This is a genomic window from Serratia nevei, from assembly GCF_037948395.1.
Classification (GTDB): domain Bacteria; phylum Pseudomonadota; class Gammaproteobacteria; order Enterobacterales; family Enterobacteriaceae; genus Serratia; species Serratia nevei.
On record NZ_CP149940.1, the window covers coordinates 3,665,044 to 3,681,776 of the forward strand.

Annotated in this window: 21 protein-coding genes; 4 read left to right on the forward strand and 17 right to left on the reverse strand. The window is 58.9% G+C overall.

Annotated elements, in window-relative coordinates; all coding sequences use genetic code 11:
• Window positions 1-14: 14 nt before the first annotated feature.
• The 8 genes from V8N38_RS17605 to V8N38_RS17640 all read right to left on the reverse strand — a co-directional run bounded on the left by V8N38_RS17605 (window position 15) and on the right by V8N38_RS17640 (window position 5,701).
• A complete protein-coding gene (locus V8N38_RS17605) occupies window positions 15-461 on the reverse strand; it encodes a hypothetical protein (protein ID WP_072265426.1) in 447 nt (148 codons plus the stop codon).
• Window positions 439-831, reverse strand: coding sequence for a polymorphic toxin type 44 domain-containing protein (locus V8N38_RS17610; RefSeq protein ID WP_072265427.1), 393 nt, complete (start codon window positions 829-831; stop codon window positions 439-441). Before V8N38_RS17610 ends, V8N38_RS17605 begins: the two co-directional genes overlap by 23 nt.
• Before the next feature lie 129 nt (window positions 832-960).
• Entirely contained in the window at window positions 961-1,443 is a 483-nt protein-coding gene (locus V8N38_RS17615) for a putative T6SS immunity periplasmic lipoprotein (protein ID WP_244951320.1), read from the reverse strand.
• Window positions 1,444-1,648: 205 nt separating this feature from the next.
• Window positions 1,649-2,623, reverse strand: a complete 975-nt coding sequence (locus V8N38_RS17620) for a transketolase family protein (RefSeq protein ID WP_084827353.1) — start codon at window positions 2,621-2,623, stop codon at window positions 1,649-1,651.
• A complete protein-coding gene (locus V8N38_RS17625) occupies window positions 2,616-3,467 on the reverse strand; it encodes a transketolase (RefSeq protein ID WP_084827352.1) in 852 nt (283 codons plus the stop codon). Before V8N38_RS17625 ends, V8N38_RS17620 begins: the two co-directional genes overlap by 8 nt.
• 13 nt (window positions 3,468-3,480) lie before the next feature.
• The gene (locus V8N38_RS17630) at window positions 3,481-4,860 is read right to left on the reverse strand and encodes a PTS ascorbate transporter subunit IIC (RefSeq protein ID WP_147840154.1); all 1,380 of its coding nucleotides are present in this window, start codon (window positions 4,858-4,860) and stop codon (window positions 3,481-3,483) included.
• A gap of 23 nt (window positions 4,861-4,883) precedes the next feature.
• Window positions 4,884-5,165, reverse strand: coding sequence for a PTS sugar transporter subunit IIB (locus V8N38_RS17635; protein ID WP_025303676.1), 282 nt, complete (start codon window positions 5,163-5,165; stop codon window positions 4,884-4,886).
• A 92-nt stretch (window positions 5,166-5,257) separates the two neighbouring features.
• Entirely contained in the window at window positions 5,258-5,701 is a 444-nt protein-coding gene (locus V8N38_RS17640) for a PTS sugar transporter subunit IIA (RefSeq protein WP_038876423.1), read from the reverse strand.
• Window positions 5,702-6,011: 310 nt separating this feature from the next.
• On the opposite strand from V8N38_RS17640, the gene V8N38_RS17645 reads away from it, so the two are divergent.
• Entirely contained in the window at window positions 6,012-7,031 is a 1,020-nt protein-coding gene (locus V8N38_RS17645) for a LacI family DNA-binding transcriptional regulator (RefSeq protein ID WP_038876425.1), read from the forward strand.
• A 54-nt stretch (window positions 7,032-7,085) separates the two neighbouring features.
• Here V8N38_RS17645 and yfcD read toward each other — a convergent pair whose 3' ends face one another.
• Window positions 7,086-7,631, reverse strand: a complete 546-nt coding sequence (gene yfcD, locus V8N38_RS17650; protein ID WP_004936086.1) for an NUDIX hydrolase YfcD — start codon at window positions 7,629-7,631, stop codon at window positions 7,086-7,088.
• Between the two features lie 99 nt (window positions 7,632-7,730).
• The gene (gene yfcE, locus V8N38_RS17655) at window positions 7,731-8,282 is read right to left on the reverse strand and encodes a phosphodiesterase (protein ID WP_033635338.1); all 552 of its coding nucleotides are present in this window, start codon (window positions 8,280-8,282) and stop codon (window positions 7,731-7,733) included.
• Between the two features lie 233 nt (window positions 8,283-8,515).
• On the opposite strand from yfcE, the gene yfcG reads away from it, so the two are divergent.
• The 3 genes from yfcG (at window position 8,516) to V8N38_RS17670 (ending at window position 10,559) form a co-directional block, all read left to right on the forward strand.
• Window positions 8,516-9,145, forward strand: coding sequence for a GSH-dependent disulfide bond oxidoreductase (gene yfcG, locus V8N38_RS17660; protein ID WP_147840077.1), 630 nt, complete (start codon window positions 8,516-8,518; stop codon window positions 9,143-9,145).
• 111 nt (window positions 9,146-9,256) lie between these two features.
• Window positions 9,257-9,628 carry a dihydroneopterin triphosphate 2'-epimerase gene (gene folX, locus V8N38_RS17665; RefSeq protein WP_025303682.1) on the forward strand — a complete coding sequence of 124 codons (372 nt, stop codon included), beginning with the start codon at window positions 9,257-9,259 and terminating at the stop codon, window positions 9,626-9,628.
• A gap of 16 nt (window positions 9,629-9,644) precedes the next feature.
• Complete coding sequence (locus V8N38_RS17670) at window positions 9,645-10,559, forward strand: TIGR01777 family oxidoreductase (protein ID WP_060420031.1); 915 nt, start codon at window positions 9,645-9,647, stop codon at window positions 10,557-10,559.
• A gap of 7 nt (window positions 10,560-10,566) precedes the next feature.
• Here the strand turns inward: V8N38_RS17670 and hisP are convergent, their stop codons facing one another.
• From hisP to cvpA, 7 genes are all read right to left on the reverse strand, one after another.
• Window positions 10,567-11,340 carry a histidine ABC transporter ATP-binding protein HisP gene (gene hisP / locus V8N38_RS17675; protein ID WP_038876434.1) on the reverse strand — a complete coding sequence of 258 codons (774 nt, stop codon included), beginning with the start codon at window positions 11,338-11,340 and terminating at the stop codon, window positions 10,567-10,569.
• A 21-nt stretch (window positions 11,341-11,361) separates the two neighbouring features.
• The gene (locus V8N38_RS17680) at window positions 11,362-12,066 is read right to left on the reverse strand and encodes an ABC transporter permease (RefSeq protein ID WP_087763411.1); all 705 of its coding nucleotides are present in this window, start codon (window positions 12,064-12,066) and stop codon (window positions 11,362-11,364) included.
• Window positions 12,063-12,749: a histidine ABC transporter permease HisQ gene (locus V8N38_RS17685; protein ID WP_049200166.1), complete on the reverse strand. Its 687-nt coding sequence runs from the start codon at window positions 12,747-12,749 to the stop codon at window positions 12,063-12,065. The genes V8N38_RS17680 and V8N38_RS17685 overlap by 4 nt, the downstream gene beginning before the upstream one ends.
• 82 nt (window positions 12,750-12,831) lie before the next feature.
• A complete protein-coding gene (gene hisJ, locus V8N38_RS17690; RefSeq protein WP_019453740.1) occupies window positions 12,832-13,614 on the reverse strand; it encodes a histidine ABC transporter substrate-binding protein HisJ in 783 nt (260 codons plus the stop codon).
• Window positions 13,615-13,917: 303 nt separating this feature from the next.
• The gene (locus V8N38_RS17695; protein ID WP_073532549.1) at window positions 13,918-14,490 is read right to left on the reverse strand and encodes a UbiX family flavin prenyltransferase; all 573 of its coding nucleotides are present in this window, start codon (window positions 14,488-14,490) and stop codon (window positions 13,918-13,920) included.
• A gap of 131 nt (window positions 14,491-14,621) precedes the next feature.
• Window positions 14,622-16,139: an amidophosphoribosyltransferase gene (gene purF / locus V8N38_RS17700; protein ID WP_049200165.1), complete on the reverse strand. Its 1,518-nt coding sequence runs from the start codon at window positions 16,137-16,139 to the stop codon at window positions 14,622-14,624.
• 21 nt (window positions 16,140-16,160) lie between these two features.
• On the reverse strand, window positions 16,161-16,661 hold the full coding sequence (cvpA, locus tag V8N38_RS17705; protein WP_004936119.1) for a colicin V production protein: 501 nt from the start codon (window positions 16,659-16,661) through the stop codon (window positions 16,161-16,163).
• Window positions 16,662-16,733 lie beyond the last annotated feature (72 nt).

Sequence of the window (16,733 nt, forward strand, 5' to 3'; positions counted from 1 at the left end):
CGCTGCACCCACCATCATCGCCAGGCGTTGACGCCCCGTGCAGAAAAATCAATGGTAGGCATGATGGGTGTTTGGCTGTTCGTGGCATAGAAAAATGCCGAATTCGTAAAGGAATACACCTTGCCGGAAAAATTGATGGTGATGCGGTTACCCTCACCACGGATAGTTGCATCAGCCCGATCCGCCGTCAAGATTGGCGCACTTTGCCCCAGCACTTTGATAGGGTCCCCATCCAGGCTTCTGTTCAAATAGTAACGATACACATCCGTGTCGGTAGCCCCCGCATTCTGGTACTCGGTGATGTAGAGCCAAATATCGTCGGTCAACTGCTTTTTGCTATAGAGCTTATCGTCATAAGTATCGCGGGTGGCATACCAGTACCCCGCCAATCCGACGACAATAACCAACAAAATTGCCGTCAGCAGCCGATGAGCCCATTTAGTAACCATGCCGATTTGCATAATCAATTCCTTGCTTGATCCAATATTGATCCTGAGGGTCATCACCATACGGCGGGCGTTGATACCAATGACTCCATTCTGGCCGCGATGTTCCTGCCCGTGACTGAGCAAATCCAGCGCCCATCAACAAAATATCTGCGGGAATTCCAGCCGCGGTACCGGTTGCACCATAATTGAAATTACCAAAGTTAGCCAATGCGCGGTTTTGCTGCTTGTAATCCCAAGGGCCCCGATTTTTTACCTGATGGTAGAACCAATAGTAAGTACCAGGCAACGCCATGTTGCGTGGTTGTCCCTGCCTGCGCGCCTCACGCAAGTTTCTGGCAAGAACAGTAAAGCCGCCTGGCGGCAGTAATGGAATCACGGCCATAATCTCCTCCTTGAGAGCCGAATGTAATTTATGGTGCAGAAACCCAACGGCACTCTCTCAAGCGTTATGCCTATCACTTCGCTTCACACACATTGCCGTCCTTGTCATTTCATTCATCCCTCTTTGGCTTTATTGCTCCGCGCTGGCAATAACCTGCAAAATCTTGCCGTCGCTGATTTTCAGCGAGAAACTGCGCTGCCAGAAACGTTTGGAATCTGCATCCTGAGGATCCACGGTACTGATTGCCACGGTGTATAGCGCATTGCTCTCAAATGCCTTGAACGAGTATGGGATACATTGGCCGGGCGTAATCATCTCAACGGGATTCAGTGGTAGAGTGCTCCTGCGCCAGAGTTCATGCGTTTGGCTATCCAACCGTTGTTCAATAGCGATACTGACCAGACTGACCCTGCCACTCTGTGTTGGGTAGGTTTGTGGTAAAGAGAAACAGAGATCATTTCCCCGCAGCGTAATATCCGCAGCGTAAAAACGTTGCTTTTCAAGGATACAGCCACTGAGCAACATCATCATGATGAGGGTATAGAAAGAGCGGGATAGCGTGATCTCGCCTAGCGTCAGCCTTCTGAACGAGCCTCTTGTTGTTATCATCATTCACTCCATGAATATAAATTATTGTATTTATTGGACTATTTTTATTATCTCTTTTTACCCTAGCATTGGCCATCTATTATCCATTAAAAACAAAAAGCCCCTTAAGGGGCTTCTCAGTTGATAACGTGTGAGTCATAACTCAGATACTGGTCAGGAAGGTATGTGCTTTATCCAGAGCACCAGACCTCATTCGTTACAGCAGTTGTTATTGACTCGAGAACTGTTTTTGCAGCAGCTGCCCAACAGCCTCCAGAATATGCTCGGCGGTCAGACCATACTCCTGCTGTAGAAATGCCTGGGTGCCCACCTGGCCGTAACGCTCCTTCACCCCCACGCGCCGCATTGGCGTCGGGCACTCTTCCGCCAGCACCTCCGCCACCGCCGATCCCAGCCCATTATGAATGCTGTGGTTTTCACAGGTGACGATGCGCCCGGTCTTGGCCGCGTAGGTTTTGATCAGTTCACGGTCGATAGGCTTGAGGGTAAACATATCGATCACCGCCGCGCTGACGCCCTGCTGCGCCAGCATCTGCGCCGCCTTCAGCGCCTCTGCCACCATGATGCCGTTGGCGATCAGCGTAATGTCGTCGCCGTCGCGCAGCAGGTTGCCCTTGCCGATGGTAAAGCACGAGCCCTCCTGGTAGATGCGCGTCGCCTGCTTGCGAATGGTGCGCACCCAGTAGAAGCCGCGCAGATCCATCAGCTGGCGCAGAATATCGGCGAACATGGTGGCGTCGGTCACCTCCAGCACCACCGAATGCGCCAGCCCGCGCACGATGCCCATATCCTCGAACGACATGTGGGTGCCGCCGTTGTGGCAGGCGCTCACCCCGGCGTCGGAGGCGATTACCTTGACGTTGTTGCGCTGATAATCCAGCGACATGAACAGCTGATCGAAACAGCGGCGGCTGGCGAAGGCGGTAAAGGTATGCACGAACGGCACCCGGCCGGTGAGCGACAGCCCGGCGGCGACGCCGATCACGTTGGCCTCCATGATGCCGCAGTTGATCACGTGCTGCGGGTGATCCTTGTGCACGCCGTCCATCGCCATCGAGCTCATCAGATCCGCCTCCAGCGCGATGATCGGCGCGCCCGCCTCAATCTGCCGACGCACCGCGCCGGCGTAGACTTTGCGCATTTCGACGGCGTCGTTTTCCAACTGCGTCACTACGTTAAACATGGGCGGCCTCCAGTTCGGCGATGGCTTTTTCGATTTCCTGCTGCACGTCCGGCGTCAGGCGCAGGTGGTGAGAGTTCGACAGGTTTTCCAGATAGGCCACGCCCTGCCCTTTGATGCTGTCGAGCACGATCGCCAGCGGCCGCTGTTCGCCGCCGCGCGCCGGCGCCACCGCCGCCAGCAGCGCCGCGATGTCATCGCCCTTGATGGTCTGCACCTCAAAGCCGAAGGCACGGAACTTGGCGGCCAGATCGAACGGTTGGATCACCTCGTCCAGCGCGCCGTCCAGCTGTTGCTTGTTGTAATCGATGAACAGCGTCAGGTTGTTCAGATTGTGGTGGGCGATAAACTGGAACGCCTCCCAACACTGCCCTTCGTTCAGTTCCCCGTCACCGAGGATGCTGAACACCCGATTGCGGCGCCCCGCCAGCCGATGGGACAACGCCATGCCGGCGGCGATCGACACGCCCTGCCCCAGCGAGCCGGTGGTGGCGTCCACGCCGCGCGTGCGCAGCCGGTCCGGGTGGCTCGGCAGACGCGTGCCGTTCTGGTTGAGGGTCTTCAGCTCCGCCAGCGGGAAGTAGCCCTTGATCGCCAGCGTGCTGTACAGCGCCGGGCCGGCGTGCCCTTTCGACAGCACGAAGTCATCGCGCTCCGGCCAGTCCGGATCCGCCGGATCGATGCGCATCACGCTGCCGTACAACACCGCCAGCGTCTCCACCACCGACATACAGCCGCCGTAGTGGCCGAAGCCCAGCCCGGTCAGCGCTTTCAGCGTTTCTAGGCGGATCGCCCGCGCCAGGGTATACAGCTCTTCAATTTCCGTTTCGCTCGTTGTGTAGTTCATCAGTCTGCCCTCGTTATTTCTCGACGCGGTCAGTGGCCGGCGCGCCTTTGCGTTTTCCCAGGAAGTTATGCGCCACCAGCAGCGCGAACACGGCGACGATCGCCAGCATGATCATCTCCTTCGACATAAAGCGCGCCATATTGCCCAGCAGGATGCCGATCGCGCCGAAGTCGGCGTCGGAGAAGGTGGTGTTGGCAAAGCCCAGCGCCCCCAGCACCGGCAGCAGCAATACCGGCAGGAAGGTGATCAGCAGCCCGTTGGCGAAGGCGCCCAGCATCGCGCCACGCCGCCCGCCGGTGGCGTTGCCGAACACCCCGGCGGTAGCGCCGGTAAAGAAGTGCGGCACCACGCCGGGCAGGATCAATACCATCTTCAGCTGCCCCAGCAGGAACAGCCCGGCCAATCCGCCAAGGAAGCTGAACAGGAAGCCGATCAGCACCGCGTTGGGGGCATAGGGATAGACCACCGGGCAATCCAGCGCCGGCCGCGCATTCGGCACCAGCTTTTCCGAGAAGCCGGTGAACGCCGGCACGATTTCCGCCAGAATCAAACGCACGCCCTGCAGGATGATGAACACCCCGGCGGCGAAGGTGATGGCCTGGATGATCGAATACACCAGGTAGTTCTGGCCGCCGCTGAGCTCGCTTTCCACATAGGCCCGCCCGGCGCAGATCGCCAGGATCAGGTAGATGACGATCATGGTCATCGAGATCGAAATGGAGCTGTCGCGCAGGAAGCTGAGGTTTTTCGGCAGGTTCATCTCCTCGGTCGAGCGCGAGTTTTTACCCACCTTCGAGCCGATCCAGCCGGACAGCACGTAGCCCAGGGTGCCGAAGTGGCCGAAGGCGATATCGTCATTGCCGGTGATGCGGCGCATATAGCGCTGGGCGATCGCAGGGAAGAACGCCATCACCAGCCCCAGGGTCAGCGCGCCGGTAAACACCAGCTGCACGCCCTCGAAGCCCGCCACCGTTAGGATGATGCCGATCATGCAGGCCATGTAGAAGGTGTGGTGGCCGGTCAGGAAGATGTATTTCAGCCGGGTGAAGCGCGCCACCACGATATTCGCCACCATGCCGAACGCCATGATCAGCGCGGTGGAGGCGCCGTATTTCTCCAGCGCGATGGAGACAATGGCTTCGTTATTCGGAATGATGCCCTGAATATTGAACGCGTGTTCGAACATGCCGCCCAGCGGATTGAGCGATCCGACCAATACCGTGGCGCCGCCGCCCAAAACGATAAAGCCGAGAATGGTTTTTACCGTGCCTTTTACCACGTCGGAAAACGATTTCTTTTGCGCCAGCAAACCGATCAGCGCAATAAGCCCGACCAATACCGAAGGCACCTTTAATATATCCACCACAAACTTAAGCGTTTCCTGGATAAACATATCCACCTCGCCAATCGTTTTATTCAGATGATTGAGTGGGCTTCGAAGTAAGCGCGCAGCTTGGCTTCCAGCTCATTAATGTCGATGATGTTGCTGATCACCACCAGCTGCTCGGCCGGTACGCTGGCGCTGTCGGCGATGTCTTTCGCCATCACGAACACGTCGGCGGCGCCGGGGGTGGCGGACGACAGATCGGAGTGTTCGACCTCGGCCTCCACGCCCATCTTTTTCAGCACCTTTTTAATGTTCATTTCCACCATAAAACTGCTGCCGAGACCGGAACCGCAAATCGCCATGATTTTCATAATATCCACCTGTTGAATTTAGCGTGTAGGGTAGCGCCGCCGGTCATATTTCCGGCGTTGTTAGCATTAATAGTGTTCCTGGTGATTAAGCGTTAATAGCGGGCGATAATATCCTCGATTTGCCGTTTATCTTTGGCGTGAAATAACGCCTCCATGGCCTGATTGTCTGAAAATAATTCCGCCAGTTGCGAAATCAATTCGATGTGGCTGTCGCCGTCGGGCGCCGAAAGCATCACCACCACCTGAACCGGATCGTTATCCGCGGAATGAAAGTTCACCCCCTGATGGATCTTCAACAGCGATAATCCCAACGCGTTGGCGCCCTCTTCGGGCCGGGCGTGCGGCATGGCGATGCCCGGCGCCAGGACAAAATAAGGCCCGAGCTTCTCCTGCTGATGAAAGATGGCCGTCAGGTAATTCGGCGTGATCACGCCGTCTTGCAGCAGCGGCTGCGCACTCAGCGTTACCGCCTGGCGCCAGTCCTCCACCCGTTCGCACAGCTGTATATGATCGGCGGTCAGCCACTCTTTCAGCACGTTACCCTCCTAAAGGTTGATGGTTTCGGCCGGTGATTAATTCACCGACGACGGTAAAACTTTAATCAACCCCACCCGGCCACACAGTGATGGATATCACAAAGATAGCGCTACCAAAGCGCTATCATGCAGATCTGTGATAGCGCTATCAAAACGCCGCGCCGCGGCATGGCGTTAACCACAATTTTTTCTCGCTATTTCGGGTAACGGGGTAGAATGTGCCACATACGGGGATCGTCGAAGCCACGCCGTCGGCTTCCCGCCCTCACCATTTTTATGCGCCGCGCGCGCATTTCAGTCGGGATTAGGCATGTCGATCGGTAAAAAACGACGCAGCACGGGCAGGGTGACGTTGGCTGACGTAGCGCAGCTGGCGGGCGTCGGCACCATGACGGTGTCGCGCGCGCTGCGCACGCCGGAGCAGGTTTCAGACAAACTGCGCGAGAAGATTGAAGCCGCGGTGAGCGAACTGGGGTATCTGCCCAACCTGGCCGCCAGTTCGCTGGCGTCGGCCTCGTCCTACACCATCGCCATGGTGGTGCCCAGCCTGTCCGAATCCGGCTGCGCCGAGATGTTCGCCGGCCTGCAGAAAGTGCTGCAGCCGGCCGGTTATCACATCATGCTGGCGGAGTCGCAGCACCATCTGGAGCGCGAAGAGAAATTGCTGGAGACCCTGCTCTCTTACAACCTGGCGGCGGCGGTGCTGCTCAGCGTCGAGCATTCGCAAAACGCCCGCAACGCGCTGATCGCAGCCAACATTCCGGTGGTGGAGATCGGCGCCGTGCGCGCCGATCCGATCGACATGAGCATCGGCATCGACTACGTGGCGGCCATGTATCAGCTGACGCAAACGGTGATCGCCAGCGGCTATCAGAACATCGGGCTGCTGTGCGCCAATCAGGAACAGTGGATCTTCCAGCAGCACCTGCAGGGCTGGCACAAGGCGCTGCTGCGCAACCATATGTCGCCGCATCGGGTGATCAACGCCGCACAGCCCGCCAGCTTCAGCACCGGCGCGCAGCAGCTGCCGGAATTCCTGCTGGCCTGGCCGGAGCTGGACGCGCTGGTGTGCGCCTCGGACGAACTGGCCGGCGGCGCGCTGTATGAATGCCAGCGGCGGCGCATCAAGGTGCCGGACAATCTGGCGGTGGTGGGGTTCGGCAACAGCGAGTTCAGCCGGGTCTGCCAACCGCCGCTGACTACCATGACCATTCCGCATCGCGACATCGGCATCCAGGCCGGCCAGGCGCTGCTGGCGCGCCTGAACGAGCAACCCTGGCTGCCGGCAGGCTCCCTGCCCGCCACGCTGTGCCGCCGCGACAGCTGCTGAATCCGCGCCATAAAAAAAGCCGGTCGATGACCGGCTTTCTCACGCGTTGGCGTCTCAGTGGTTGTCGAGCGGCTTACCGTAATCCTGTTCGTTGTTGCGCGTCAGCCACAGCGACAGCGCCTTCAGCGAATCCGGGGTAAACTCGTCGCAGCGCGCGGTGATCTCTTCCGGCGTCAGCCAGCACACCTCGGCCACTTCTTCTTCCTGCAGCGCGAACGGGCCGTGCGATACGCAGCTGAACAGCGCGCCCCACACCCGGCACTGCTCTTCTTCGAAGTAGAACAGACCGTGTTCGGCGAAAGGCACACCGGCGATGCCCAGCTCTTCTTCCGCCTCGCGGCGCGCCGAATCCAGCACGTTTTCACCGCTTTGCACTACGCCACCCGCCGTTGCGTCCAACCAGCCCGGGTAGAAGTCCTTGATCTCGGTGCGACGCTGCACCAGAATTTTTCCCATCCCATCATGCACCACAATATAGGTAGCACGATGGCGCAGCCGCTCCGCCCGCATCTGTTGACGACTGGATTGCGCGATCACCTCGTTTTGCTCGTCGACGATATCAACCCATTCGGTATCTGCAGCCTGACCCTGTTCCGCCATCCTCTAAAACCTTCTATTTTGGCGCGATGCATCCCGCGCGCTGGTTAATCAATGAGTGTTTTTCAAAGATTTTTATTGTGTGTGTATAAATTAGTGCGTTTAGCGTGTTAACGCCACTTCCGCGACGACCTTGCCGTCGTCGAGCGTCAGCACGCGCAAAGTGCCCCGATCCAACATGCCGTAGCTGGCCGGAAAGCCCCCTTTGGGGATGCTGACCGAGCCCGGATTGAAGCAGTAGATCTCACCCTGCCGCTCCGCCTGCGGCAGATGCGTATGGCCGTAGGCCAGGACGTCACCGCGGGATAACGGCGGCAGTGCCGAGGGATGATAAAGGTGACCGTGGGTCAAAAACAATCGTCTTTTTTGCAGTAAAACCTGTTGCCAGGGCGCCTCGATGGGAAACGTCAGCAGCATCTGATCGACCTCGCTGTCGCAATTGCCGCGAACGGCGATGATCTTGTCGCTATAGCGATTCAATCGTTCGGCAACCTGAGCGGGCTGATACCCGGCCGGCAGCGCGTTGCGCGGGCCGTGATTCAGCAAATCACCCAGAAGAATCAACCAGTCAGCGCCGTTTTGTGCGAACAATTCCAGCACGCGTTCGGTGGCCGGCAGCGATCCGTGGATATCCGAGGCGAACATCAGCTTCATAACCTTGTCCTATAGAGGGAAATAAGCGCCATTTTACCGCGCCGGCGCCGTGCGGCAAACCGCCGTCCGCCCCGGTGGAGAATTGTGATCCAACCGCGCAGATAGCATCGGACGAATCCCACATAGCCTGCTATCCTTAGCTGCTATTGTTGGATCTCTGATATACCTTTGTGCGCGGCGAAGACCGCAGCAACGTGTAATGAATTACAGATCACCTTACCGCAGGAGGCAACATGATTGACCTGTATTACGCGCCTACTCCCAATGGTCACAAGATCACCTTGTTTTTGGAAGAGGTCGGCTTACCCTACCGTATCCATCGCGTAAACATCAGCGCCGGCGAGCAGTACAAACCGGACTTTCTGAGCATTTCTCCCAACAACAAAATCCCGGCGATCGTCGATCAGCAACCGGTGGACGGCGGCGCGCCAATCAGCCTGTTCGAGTCCGGGGAAATCCTGCTGTATCTGGCGGAGAAAACCGGCAAGCTGTTGAGCAAGGGCCTGCGCGAACGCGCCGCCACCCTGCAGTGGCTGTTCTGGCAGGTGGCCGGTTTCGGGCCGATGCTCGGGCAGAATCACCACTTCAACCACTACGCGCCGCAGCCGGTGCCTTACGCCATCGAGCGCTATCAGCTGGAGACCAAGCGGCTGTATGGCGTGCTGGAAGCCGAACTGCAAAAACACCCGTACCTGGGCGGCGACAACTACAGCATCGCCGATATCGCCACCTACCCGTGGGTGGTGTCGCATCCGCGCCAGCGCATCGATCTGGCGGATTACACGGCGGTGCGCAACTGGTTCGAGCGCATCAGCAACCGCCCGGCGACCGAGCGCGCCTATAAGCTGGCTGAACAGGGCTAACCCCCGCTCCCCGACTCCCCGCCGCCGGGGAGTCACATCGCCCCTGCGTTATCATTTCCCTACTTTCCGTGTATTCTGAACGCCAATAATCAGACCTATGGAGAATCTCTGATGTCTTTCAGTCAACCCGACGCCGTTATTCGCATTAAAAATCTGCGGTTGCGCACGTTCATCGGTATCAAGGAAGAAGAAATCAACAACCGACAGGACGTCCTGATTAACGTGGTGATCCACTACCCGGCGGACAAGGCGCGCAACAGCGAAGACATCGCCGACGCGCTCAACTACCGCACCATCACCAAAGCGATCATCCGCCATGTGGAAGATAACCGTTTCGCGCTGCTGGAAAAATTAACGCAGGATGTGCTCGATATCGTAAAAGAACATGCCTGGGTGACCTATGCTGAAGTGGAGATAGATAAACTTCTGGCCCTGCGCTACGCCGATTCGGTCTCCATGACCATGAGCTACCGCCGGGACTAACTCAGGGAGGTCGACCATGCGGATCCTGATCACCGGCGCAACGGGATTGATAGGCAGCAGCCTGACGGCCAGGCTGCTGGCGCTTTCTCACCACATTACGGTGCTGACGCGGGACGAACGGCGAGCCCGAGCCAGGCTGGGCGACCAGCCGAGCTATTGGCAAACGCTGGACGACCGGCAGTCGCTGGATGACTTCGATGCGGTGATCAATTTGGCCGGCGAACCTATCGCCGACAAGCGCTGGAGCGCACAGCAGAAACAGCGGCTGTGCCATAGCCGCTGGGATCTGACCGAGCGGTTGGCGAAGCTTATCAAGGCCGGCAGCACGCCGCCCGGCGTGCTGATTTCCGGTTCCGCCGTCGGCTACTACGGCGACCAGGGGCAGGCGGTGGTCACCGAAGAGGAGCCGCCGCACGACGAATTCACCCACCAGCTGTGCCAACGCTGGGAAGCGCTGGCGCTGCAGGCGCAGAGCGACGCCACCCGGGTCTGCCTGCTGCGCACCGGCGTGGTGCTGGCGCCACAGGGCGGCGCGCTGGCTAAAATGCTGCCGCCGTTCCGCTTCGGGCTGGGCGGCCCGATCGGCGACGGTCGCCAATACCTGCCGTGGATCCATCTCGAAGACATGGTCAACGCCATTATTTATCTGCTGGATCACGCCACTCTGACCGGCCCGTTCAACATGGTCGCTCCCTACCCGGTGCATAACGAACAGTTCGCCGCCCAATTGGCCAACGTGCTCGATCGCCCGGCGTTTCTGCGGGTGCCGGCGTTCGTCATGCGTTTGTTGATGGGGGAAGCGGCGGTGCTGGTGCTCGGCGGCCAGCGGGCGGTGCCGAAGCGGCTGGAGGAGGCCGGCTTCCACTTCCGCTATCTGGAGCTGGAACAGGCGCTGGATGACGTGATTAATCAGCGGGCCGAAGCCCGCTGATCTGAAGTTACTTCAACGCGCCGGACAGGAACTGCTGCAGGCGCGGGCTTTTGGGGTTGCCGAACAGCTCGGCCGGCGGCCCCTGCTCTTCAATCAACCCTTTGTGCAGGAAGATCACGTGGTTGGAAACGTGGCGCGCAAACTCCATTTCGTGCGTCACCACCACCATGGTTTTCCCCTCTTCCGCCAGCTTCTGCATGATACGCAGCACCTCGCCCACCAGCTCGGGATCCAGCGCCGACGTCGGCTCGTCAAACAGCAGCACTTCCGGCTCCATCGCCAACGCGCGGGCGATAGAAACACGCTGCTGCTGGCCGCCCGACAGGTGCACCGGGTATTTGCCGCGCGCCCGCTCATCGATACCCACCTTATCCAGATAGCGAACCGCGCGCTCATGCGCTTCGGCCTTGCTCAGCCCCAGCACCTGCACCGGCGCCTCCATCACGTTCTCGAGCACCGTCATGTGGCTCCACAGATTGAAATGCTGGAACACCATGGTCAGGCGGGTGCGCAGCAGCTGCAGCTGCTTCTTGTCGAACACCTTCAGCTGGCCGTCTTTGTCGCGCACCATGCGAATGTCTTCGTTGTTCAGGCTGATCGAGCCTTCGCTCGGCTTCTCGAGGAAGTTGATGCAGCGCAGAAAGGTACTTTTGCCGGAGCCGGAGGAGCCGATGATGCTGATCACATCCCCGGCGTTGGCCGCCAGCGAGACACCCTTCAGCACTTCGTGGTCGCCATAGCGTTTATGCAGTTCCGTGACGGCTAATTTATTCTCAGACATGGTTTTTCTTCCCGTCATTTATCAGTGACTAACGTGTGCCATCCAGCGTCTTTCAGCCTTGCGGAACAGGCTGATTAACACGTAGGAGATGATCAGGTACAGCACCGCCGCGATGCCGAAGGCGTAGAACGGCTGATAGGTCGCGGCGTTGATGTCGCGCGCGATCTTCAGCAGATCCGGCACGGTGGCGGTAAACGCCAGCGCGGTGGAGTGCAGCATCAGGATCACTTCGTTGCTGTAAGCCGGCAGCGCGGTGCGCAGCGCCGAAGGTAAAATGATGCAGCGATACATCTTGAAGCGCGAGAAACCGTAGGCGTTGGCGGCCTCGATTTCACCGTGCGGCACCGAGCGGATGGCCCCGGCGAAGATCTCGGTGGTATAGGCGCAGGTGTTGAGCGTCAGCGCCAGGATGGTGCAGTTGAGCCCGCTGCGGAAAAACGCGTTGAGAAACTCGCTGCCGCGCACGATCTCAAGGCTGTACATGCCGGAGTAGAACACCAGCAGCTGCACGTACAGCGGCGTACCGCGAAACACATAGGTGTAGAGCCACACCGGGAAACGCACCCAGCGGATGGAAGAGACGCGCGCCACCGCCATCGGGATCGCCAGCAGCCCGCCCATCACCACCGAGGCGATCAGCAGCCACAGCGTTACCGCCACGCCGGTGAAGCGGTAGCCGTCGCTCCACAGCAGCGACTGCCAATACTGTTGCAGGATGTCGATCATAGCTCGGCCCTCTTGACGCCCAGTGAGTAACGCCGTTCAAGCCACAGCAGCACGCCGTTGGAAACGGTAGTGAAGATCAGGTAAACCACGCCGGCCACGATGGCAAAGAAGAACGGCTGATAGGTGCCTTTCCCCGCCAGCTGCGTGGCTTTCACCACGTCGTTCAGGCCAAGGATCGACACCAGCGCCGTCGCCTTCAGGATCACCTGCCAGTTGTTGCCGATGCCCGGCAAGGCGAAACGCATCATCGCCGGGAACAGAATGCGCCGGAAGATCTGCGCGCCGCTGAAGCCGTAGGCCGTCGCCGCTTCGATCTGCCCTTTCGGCACCGCCAGATAGGCGCCGCGGAAGGTCTCGGTAAAATAAGCGCCGTAGATAAAGCCGAGGGTAATGATGCCGGCGCCGAGCGGATCGATATCGATCTGCGCGAAGCCCAGCAGCGTGGTGATATTGTTCAGCGCGATCTGCAAACCGTAAAAGATCAGCAGCATCAGCACCAGATCGGGCACGCCGCGGATCAGCGTGGTATAGGCGCCGAACAGGCCGGAGATAAAGGGGTTATGAGACAGTTTGCCACCGGCGCCGATCAGACCGATCACCACCGCCAGCACCACGGAACTGAGGGCCAGCTCCAACGTCACCAGAGCCCCCTCGAAAATCAGTTGGGAATAGCCTTGCAGCATCTACTTCACCCTGTGGTCTAGGATCCGAACCATCGGGGCCGGCGCACCGGCCCCGCAGTCACAGCATGGAACGGGAAGCGGATTACCCGCCGTAGACGTCAAAGTCGAAGTACTTTTTCGCGTATTTGTCGTAGGTGCCGTCTTTACGCATCTCGGCGAAGGCTTTGTCCAGCGCCGCTTTCAGCTCGGTATCGGTCTTGCGCAGCCCCATGCCGGTGCCGACGCCGAAGAACTTGTCATCCTTCACCGATTCGCCGGCGAACGCATAGTCTTTGCCCGGCGGCTGTTTCAGGAAGCCGTCGCTGCCCGCCACTTCATCCTGGAAGGCGGCATCGATACGGCCGGAGGCCAGGTCGGCATAAGCCAGATCCTGGTTCTGGTAAGGCACAACGGTCACCCCTTTCGGCTGCCACATGGCGTTGGCGTAGGCTTCCTGGGTGGTGCCCTGCAGCACGCCCACGCTCTTGCCTTTCAGCGCTTCGGCGGTCGGCAGCAGCTTGGAGCCCTTCGGCGCGATCAGACGCGCGTTGGCGGCATACAGCTTGTCGGTAAAGGCGATTTCCTGCTGGCGTTTTTCAGTGATGGACAGCGAAGAGATAATGGCGTCAATCTTCTTCGCCTTGAGGGATGGGATCAGCGCGTCGAAGTCGCTCTCCACGAAGGTGCATTGGGTATTGATGCGTTTGCACAGCTCTTTGGCCAAATCGATGTCAAAGCCGACCAGCTCGCCTTTGGCGTTTTTGGATTCAAACGGCGCGTATGTCGGATCGGTGCCAATCTTCAGCGTGGAAGGAATGGCGGCAAAGGCGCTGCTGGCGGCGCTCAAAGCCAGAACTAACGGCAAAATCAAAACCCGCTTTTTCATAAATTACCCTCAAATTGATTTTTTTGATGCCACTACGGGCATTACTTTCCCCACCAAATCAATTTGCAGTAATCGTGCCACATTAGGTGCTACGGGCGGAGGGAACGGCTCCGGCCTTCACAATACTGTTTCCTGGGACGATAACCGCAAAATTAAATCGGCCGGTCGGGGCCGCGCCACTGGCAACCGCGGTAAGGCGGCGCCATGAAACAGTGAGCGTGATGAAGTGGGATCATTATGGTGCATACGCCGCCCCAATTCAGTGCGGTGTTGCACAAATGTACCAATTTAGGGATAAAACTGTTAATTAGCACCCTGCCAGCGGGTGAACAGGTCGGTCGGCAGTTCGATATCAAACTGATCGATCACCCGATTGACGGTCTGATCGATGATGTCTTCCACGCTTTTCGGCTGGTGGTAAAACGCCGGCACCGGCGGCATGATCACCGCCCCCATCTCCGCCGCCTGGGTCATCAACCGCAGGTGCCCCAAATGCAGCGGCGTTTCCCGCACGCACAGCACCAAACGGCGGCGCTCTTTGAGCACCACGTCGGCGGCACGGGTCAGCAGCCCGTCGCTGTAGCTGTTGACGATGCCGGACAAGGTTTTGATCGAGCAGGGCAGGATTGCCATGCCCAGGGTCTTGAAGGAGCCGGAGGAGATGCCGGCGGCGATGTCGCGCGCGTCGTGCACCACATCGGCCAGCGCCTGCACTTCACGCAGGCTGTACGGCGTTTCCAGCGCCAGCGTCTGTCTTGCCGCGTTGCTCATCACCAAATGGGTTTCCACCTCTGCGACGTCGCGCAAAACCTGCAACAGGCGCACGCCGTAGACAGCGCCGCTGGCGCCGGAAATGCCGATGATGAGTCGTTTCATGGAAAATGGCCTCTGCCGTAAAAAGTAAGATCAGGCAGACTTTGCCGCAATGGCGAGGGATAAGCAAGTCAGAGGAGCAAGGTGCACCGCCGCAGACGCGGCGATGCACCCTGAGGGATCAACGCAGGCGGTTAGCCTTCGTTGTGCAGTTCCAGATTTTCCGCTTCGGTTTGCACCCGCAGCGCCTTGGCGTCGTCGCTGCGCAGCGACTCCAGGTATTCCAGATAGCTTTGGTCGACGTCTTTGGTCACGTAGATGCCGTTGAACACCGAGCATTCGAACTGGGTGATGTCCGGGTTCTCTTCGCGCACCGCTTCGATCAGATCGTCCAGGTCCTGGAAAATCAGCCCGTCGGCGCCGATGATCTGGCGGATTTCATCTACTTCACGCCCGTGGGCGATCAGTTCGTTGGCGCTCGGCATGTCGATGCCGTAGACGTTCGGGAAGCGCACTTCCGGCGCGGCGGAAGCCAGATACACGCGCTTGGCGCCCGCTTCGCGCGCCATCTCGACGATCTGTTCCGACGTGGTGCCGCGCACGATGGAATCATCCACCAGCAGCACGTTCTTGTCGCGGAACTCGGCGCGGTTGGCGTTCAGCTTGCGGCGCACCGACTGGCGACGCGCCTGCTGGCCCGGCATGATGAAGGTGCGGCCGACGTAGCGGTTCTTCACAAAGCCCTGGCGGTATGGCTTCTCGAGAATGCGCGCGATCTCCAGCGCGATGTCGCAGGAGGTTTCCGGAATCGGGATCACCACGTCGATGTCCAGATCTTCCCACTCGCGGGCGATCTTCTCACCCAGCTTCTGGCCCATGCGCACGCGGGCGCTGTAGACCGAGATCTTGTCCATAAAGGAGTCCGGGCGCGCGAAATAAACGTATTCGAACAGGCACGGGTTGGTTTTCGGGTTCTCCGCGCACTGGCGGGTGAACAGCTGGCCCTTGGTGGTGATGTACACCGCTTCGCCCGGCGCCACGTCGCGCAGGAACTCAAAGCCCAGGGTATCCAGCGCCACGCTCTCGGAGGCCACCATGTACTCGCTGCGGCCATCCTCCAGCGTGCGCTTGCCGATCACCAGCGGGCGAATGCCGTTCGGGTCGCGGAACGCCAGCAGGCCGTGGCCGATGATCATCGCCACGCAGGCGTAAGCGCCGCGCAGTTGCTGATGCATGGCGGCGACCGCGGTAAAGATGTTGTCGGCCTCCAGCGGGTAGTGCGGGAAGCGGTCCAGCTCGCTGGCCAGCACGTTCAGCAGGATTTCCGAGTCGGAGGTGGTGTTGACATGGCGGCGGCCGCTTTCGAACAGATTTTGGCGCAGCTCATGGGCGTTGGTCAGGTTGCCGTTGTGGGCCAGCGTAATGCCGAACGGCGAGTTGACGTAGAAAGGCTGGGCCTCAGAGGCGCTCGAGCTGCCGGCCGTCGGGTAACGCACATGGCCAATGCCCATGTTGCCCTGCAAGCGTTGCATATGGCGCGCCTCAAACACATCCTTCACCAGGCCGTTGGCTTTACGCAAACGGAACCCGTTGTGGGCGTCAATGGTGACGATGCCTGCGGCATCCTGGCCACGGTGCTGAAGCACCGTCAGCGCATCATAAATCGACTGGTTTACCGGCATGAAACCGGCGATACCGACAATACCGCACATGTTGTCTTTTCCTCATCAGCGCTACCGCCCCGGCAATTGGGTCGGCAAGAAACTCGACGTGCTCTGCAGGTAGTCAAAGAACCACCTGATGACGTAACTGAACTGGGGAATGAGCTGCGACTGTTTCCAGTCGGCGCTTTGTGAGAAGCCGGTAAAGGTGTCCAGGAAGAACAGGATCGCCGCGACGATCAACACTCCGCGCAGCGCGCCGAAGCAGATGCCCAACACGCGGTCGGTGCCCGACAACCCGGTTTTCTCTACCAGTGAGCTAATCACATAGTTAACAATAGCCCCTACGATCAAGGTCGCGATGAACAAAATCGCGATCGCGATGCCGTTTCGCACCAGTTCATCTTCAAAACGAGTGAAATAGACCGCAAGGTAAGAGTAGAAATGGCTGGCAACAAAAAACGCACATCCCCATGTCACAAGTGACAATGCTTCGCGAACAAACCCTCGGATCAGGCTCACCAGAGCCGAAAATCCAATCACCGCTATAATGACGTAATCAATCCAGACCATGAACTATTCCAATGATGAATCGCCCCTGCATCCAATTCGCGGCGAATTCTAACAGAAAAAGAAAACGTTTGC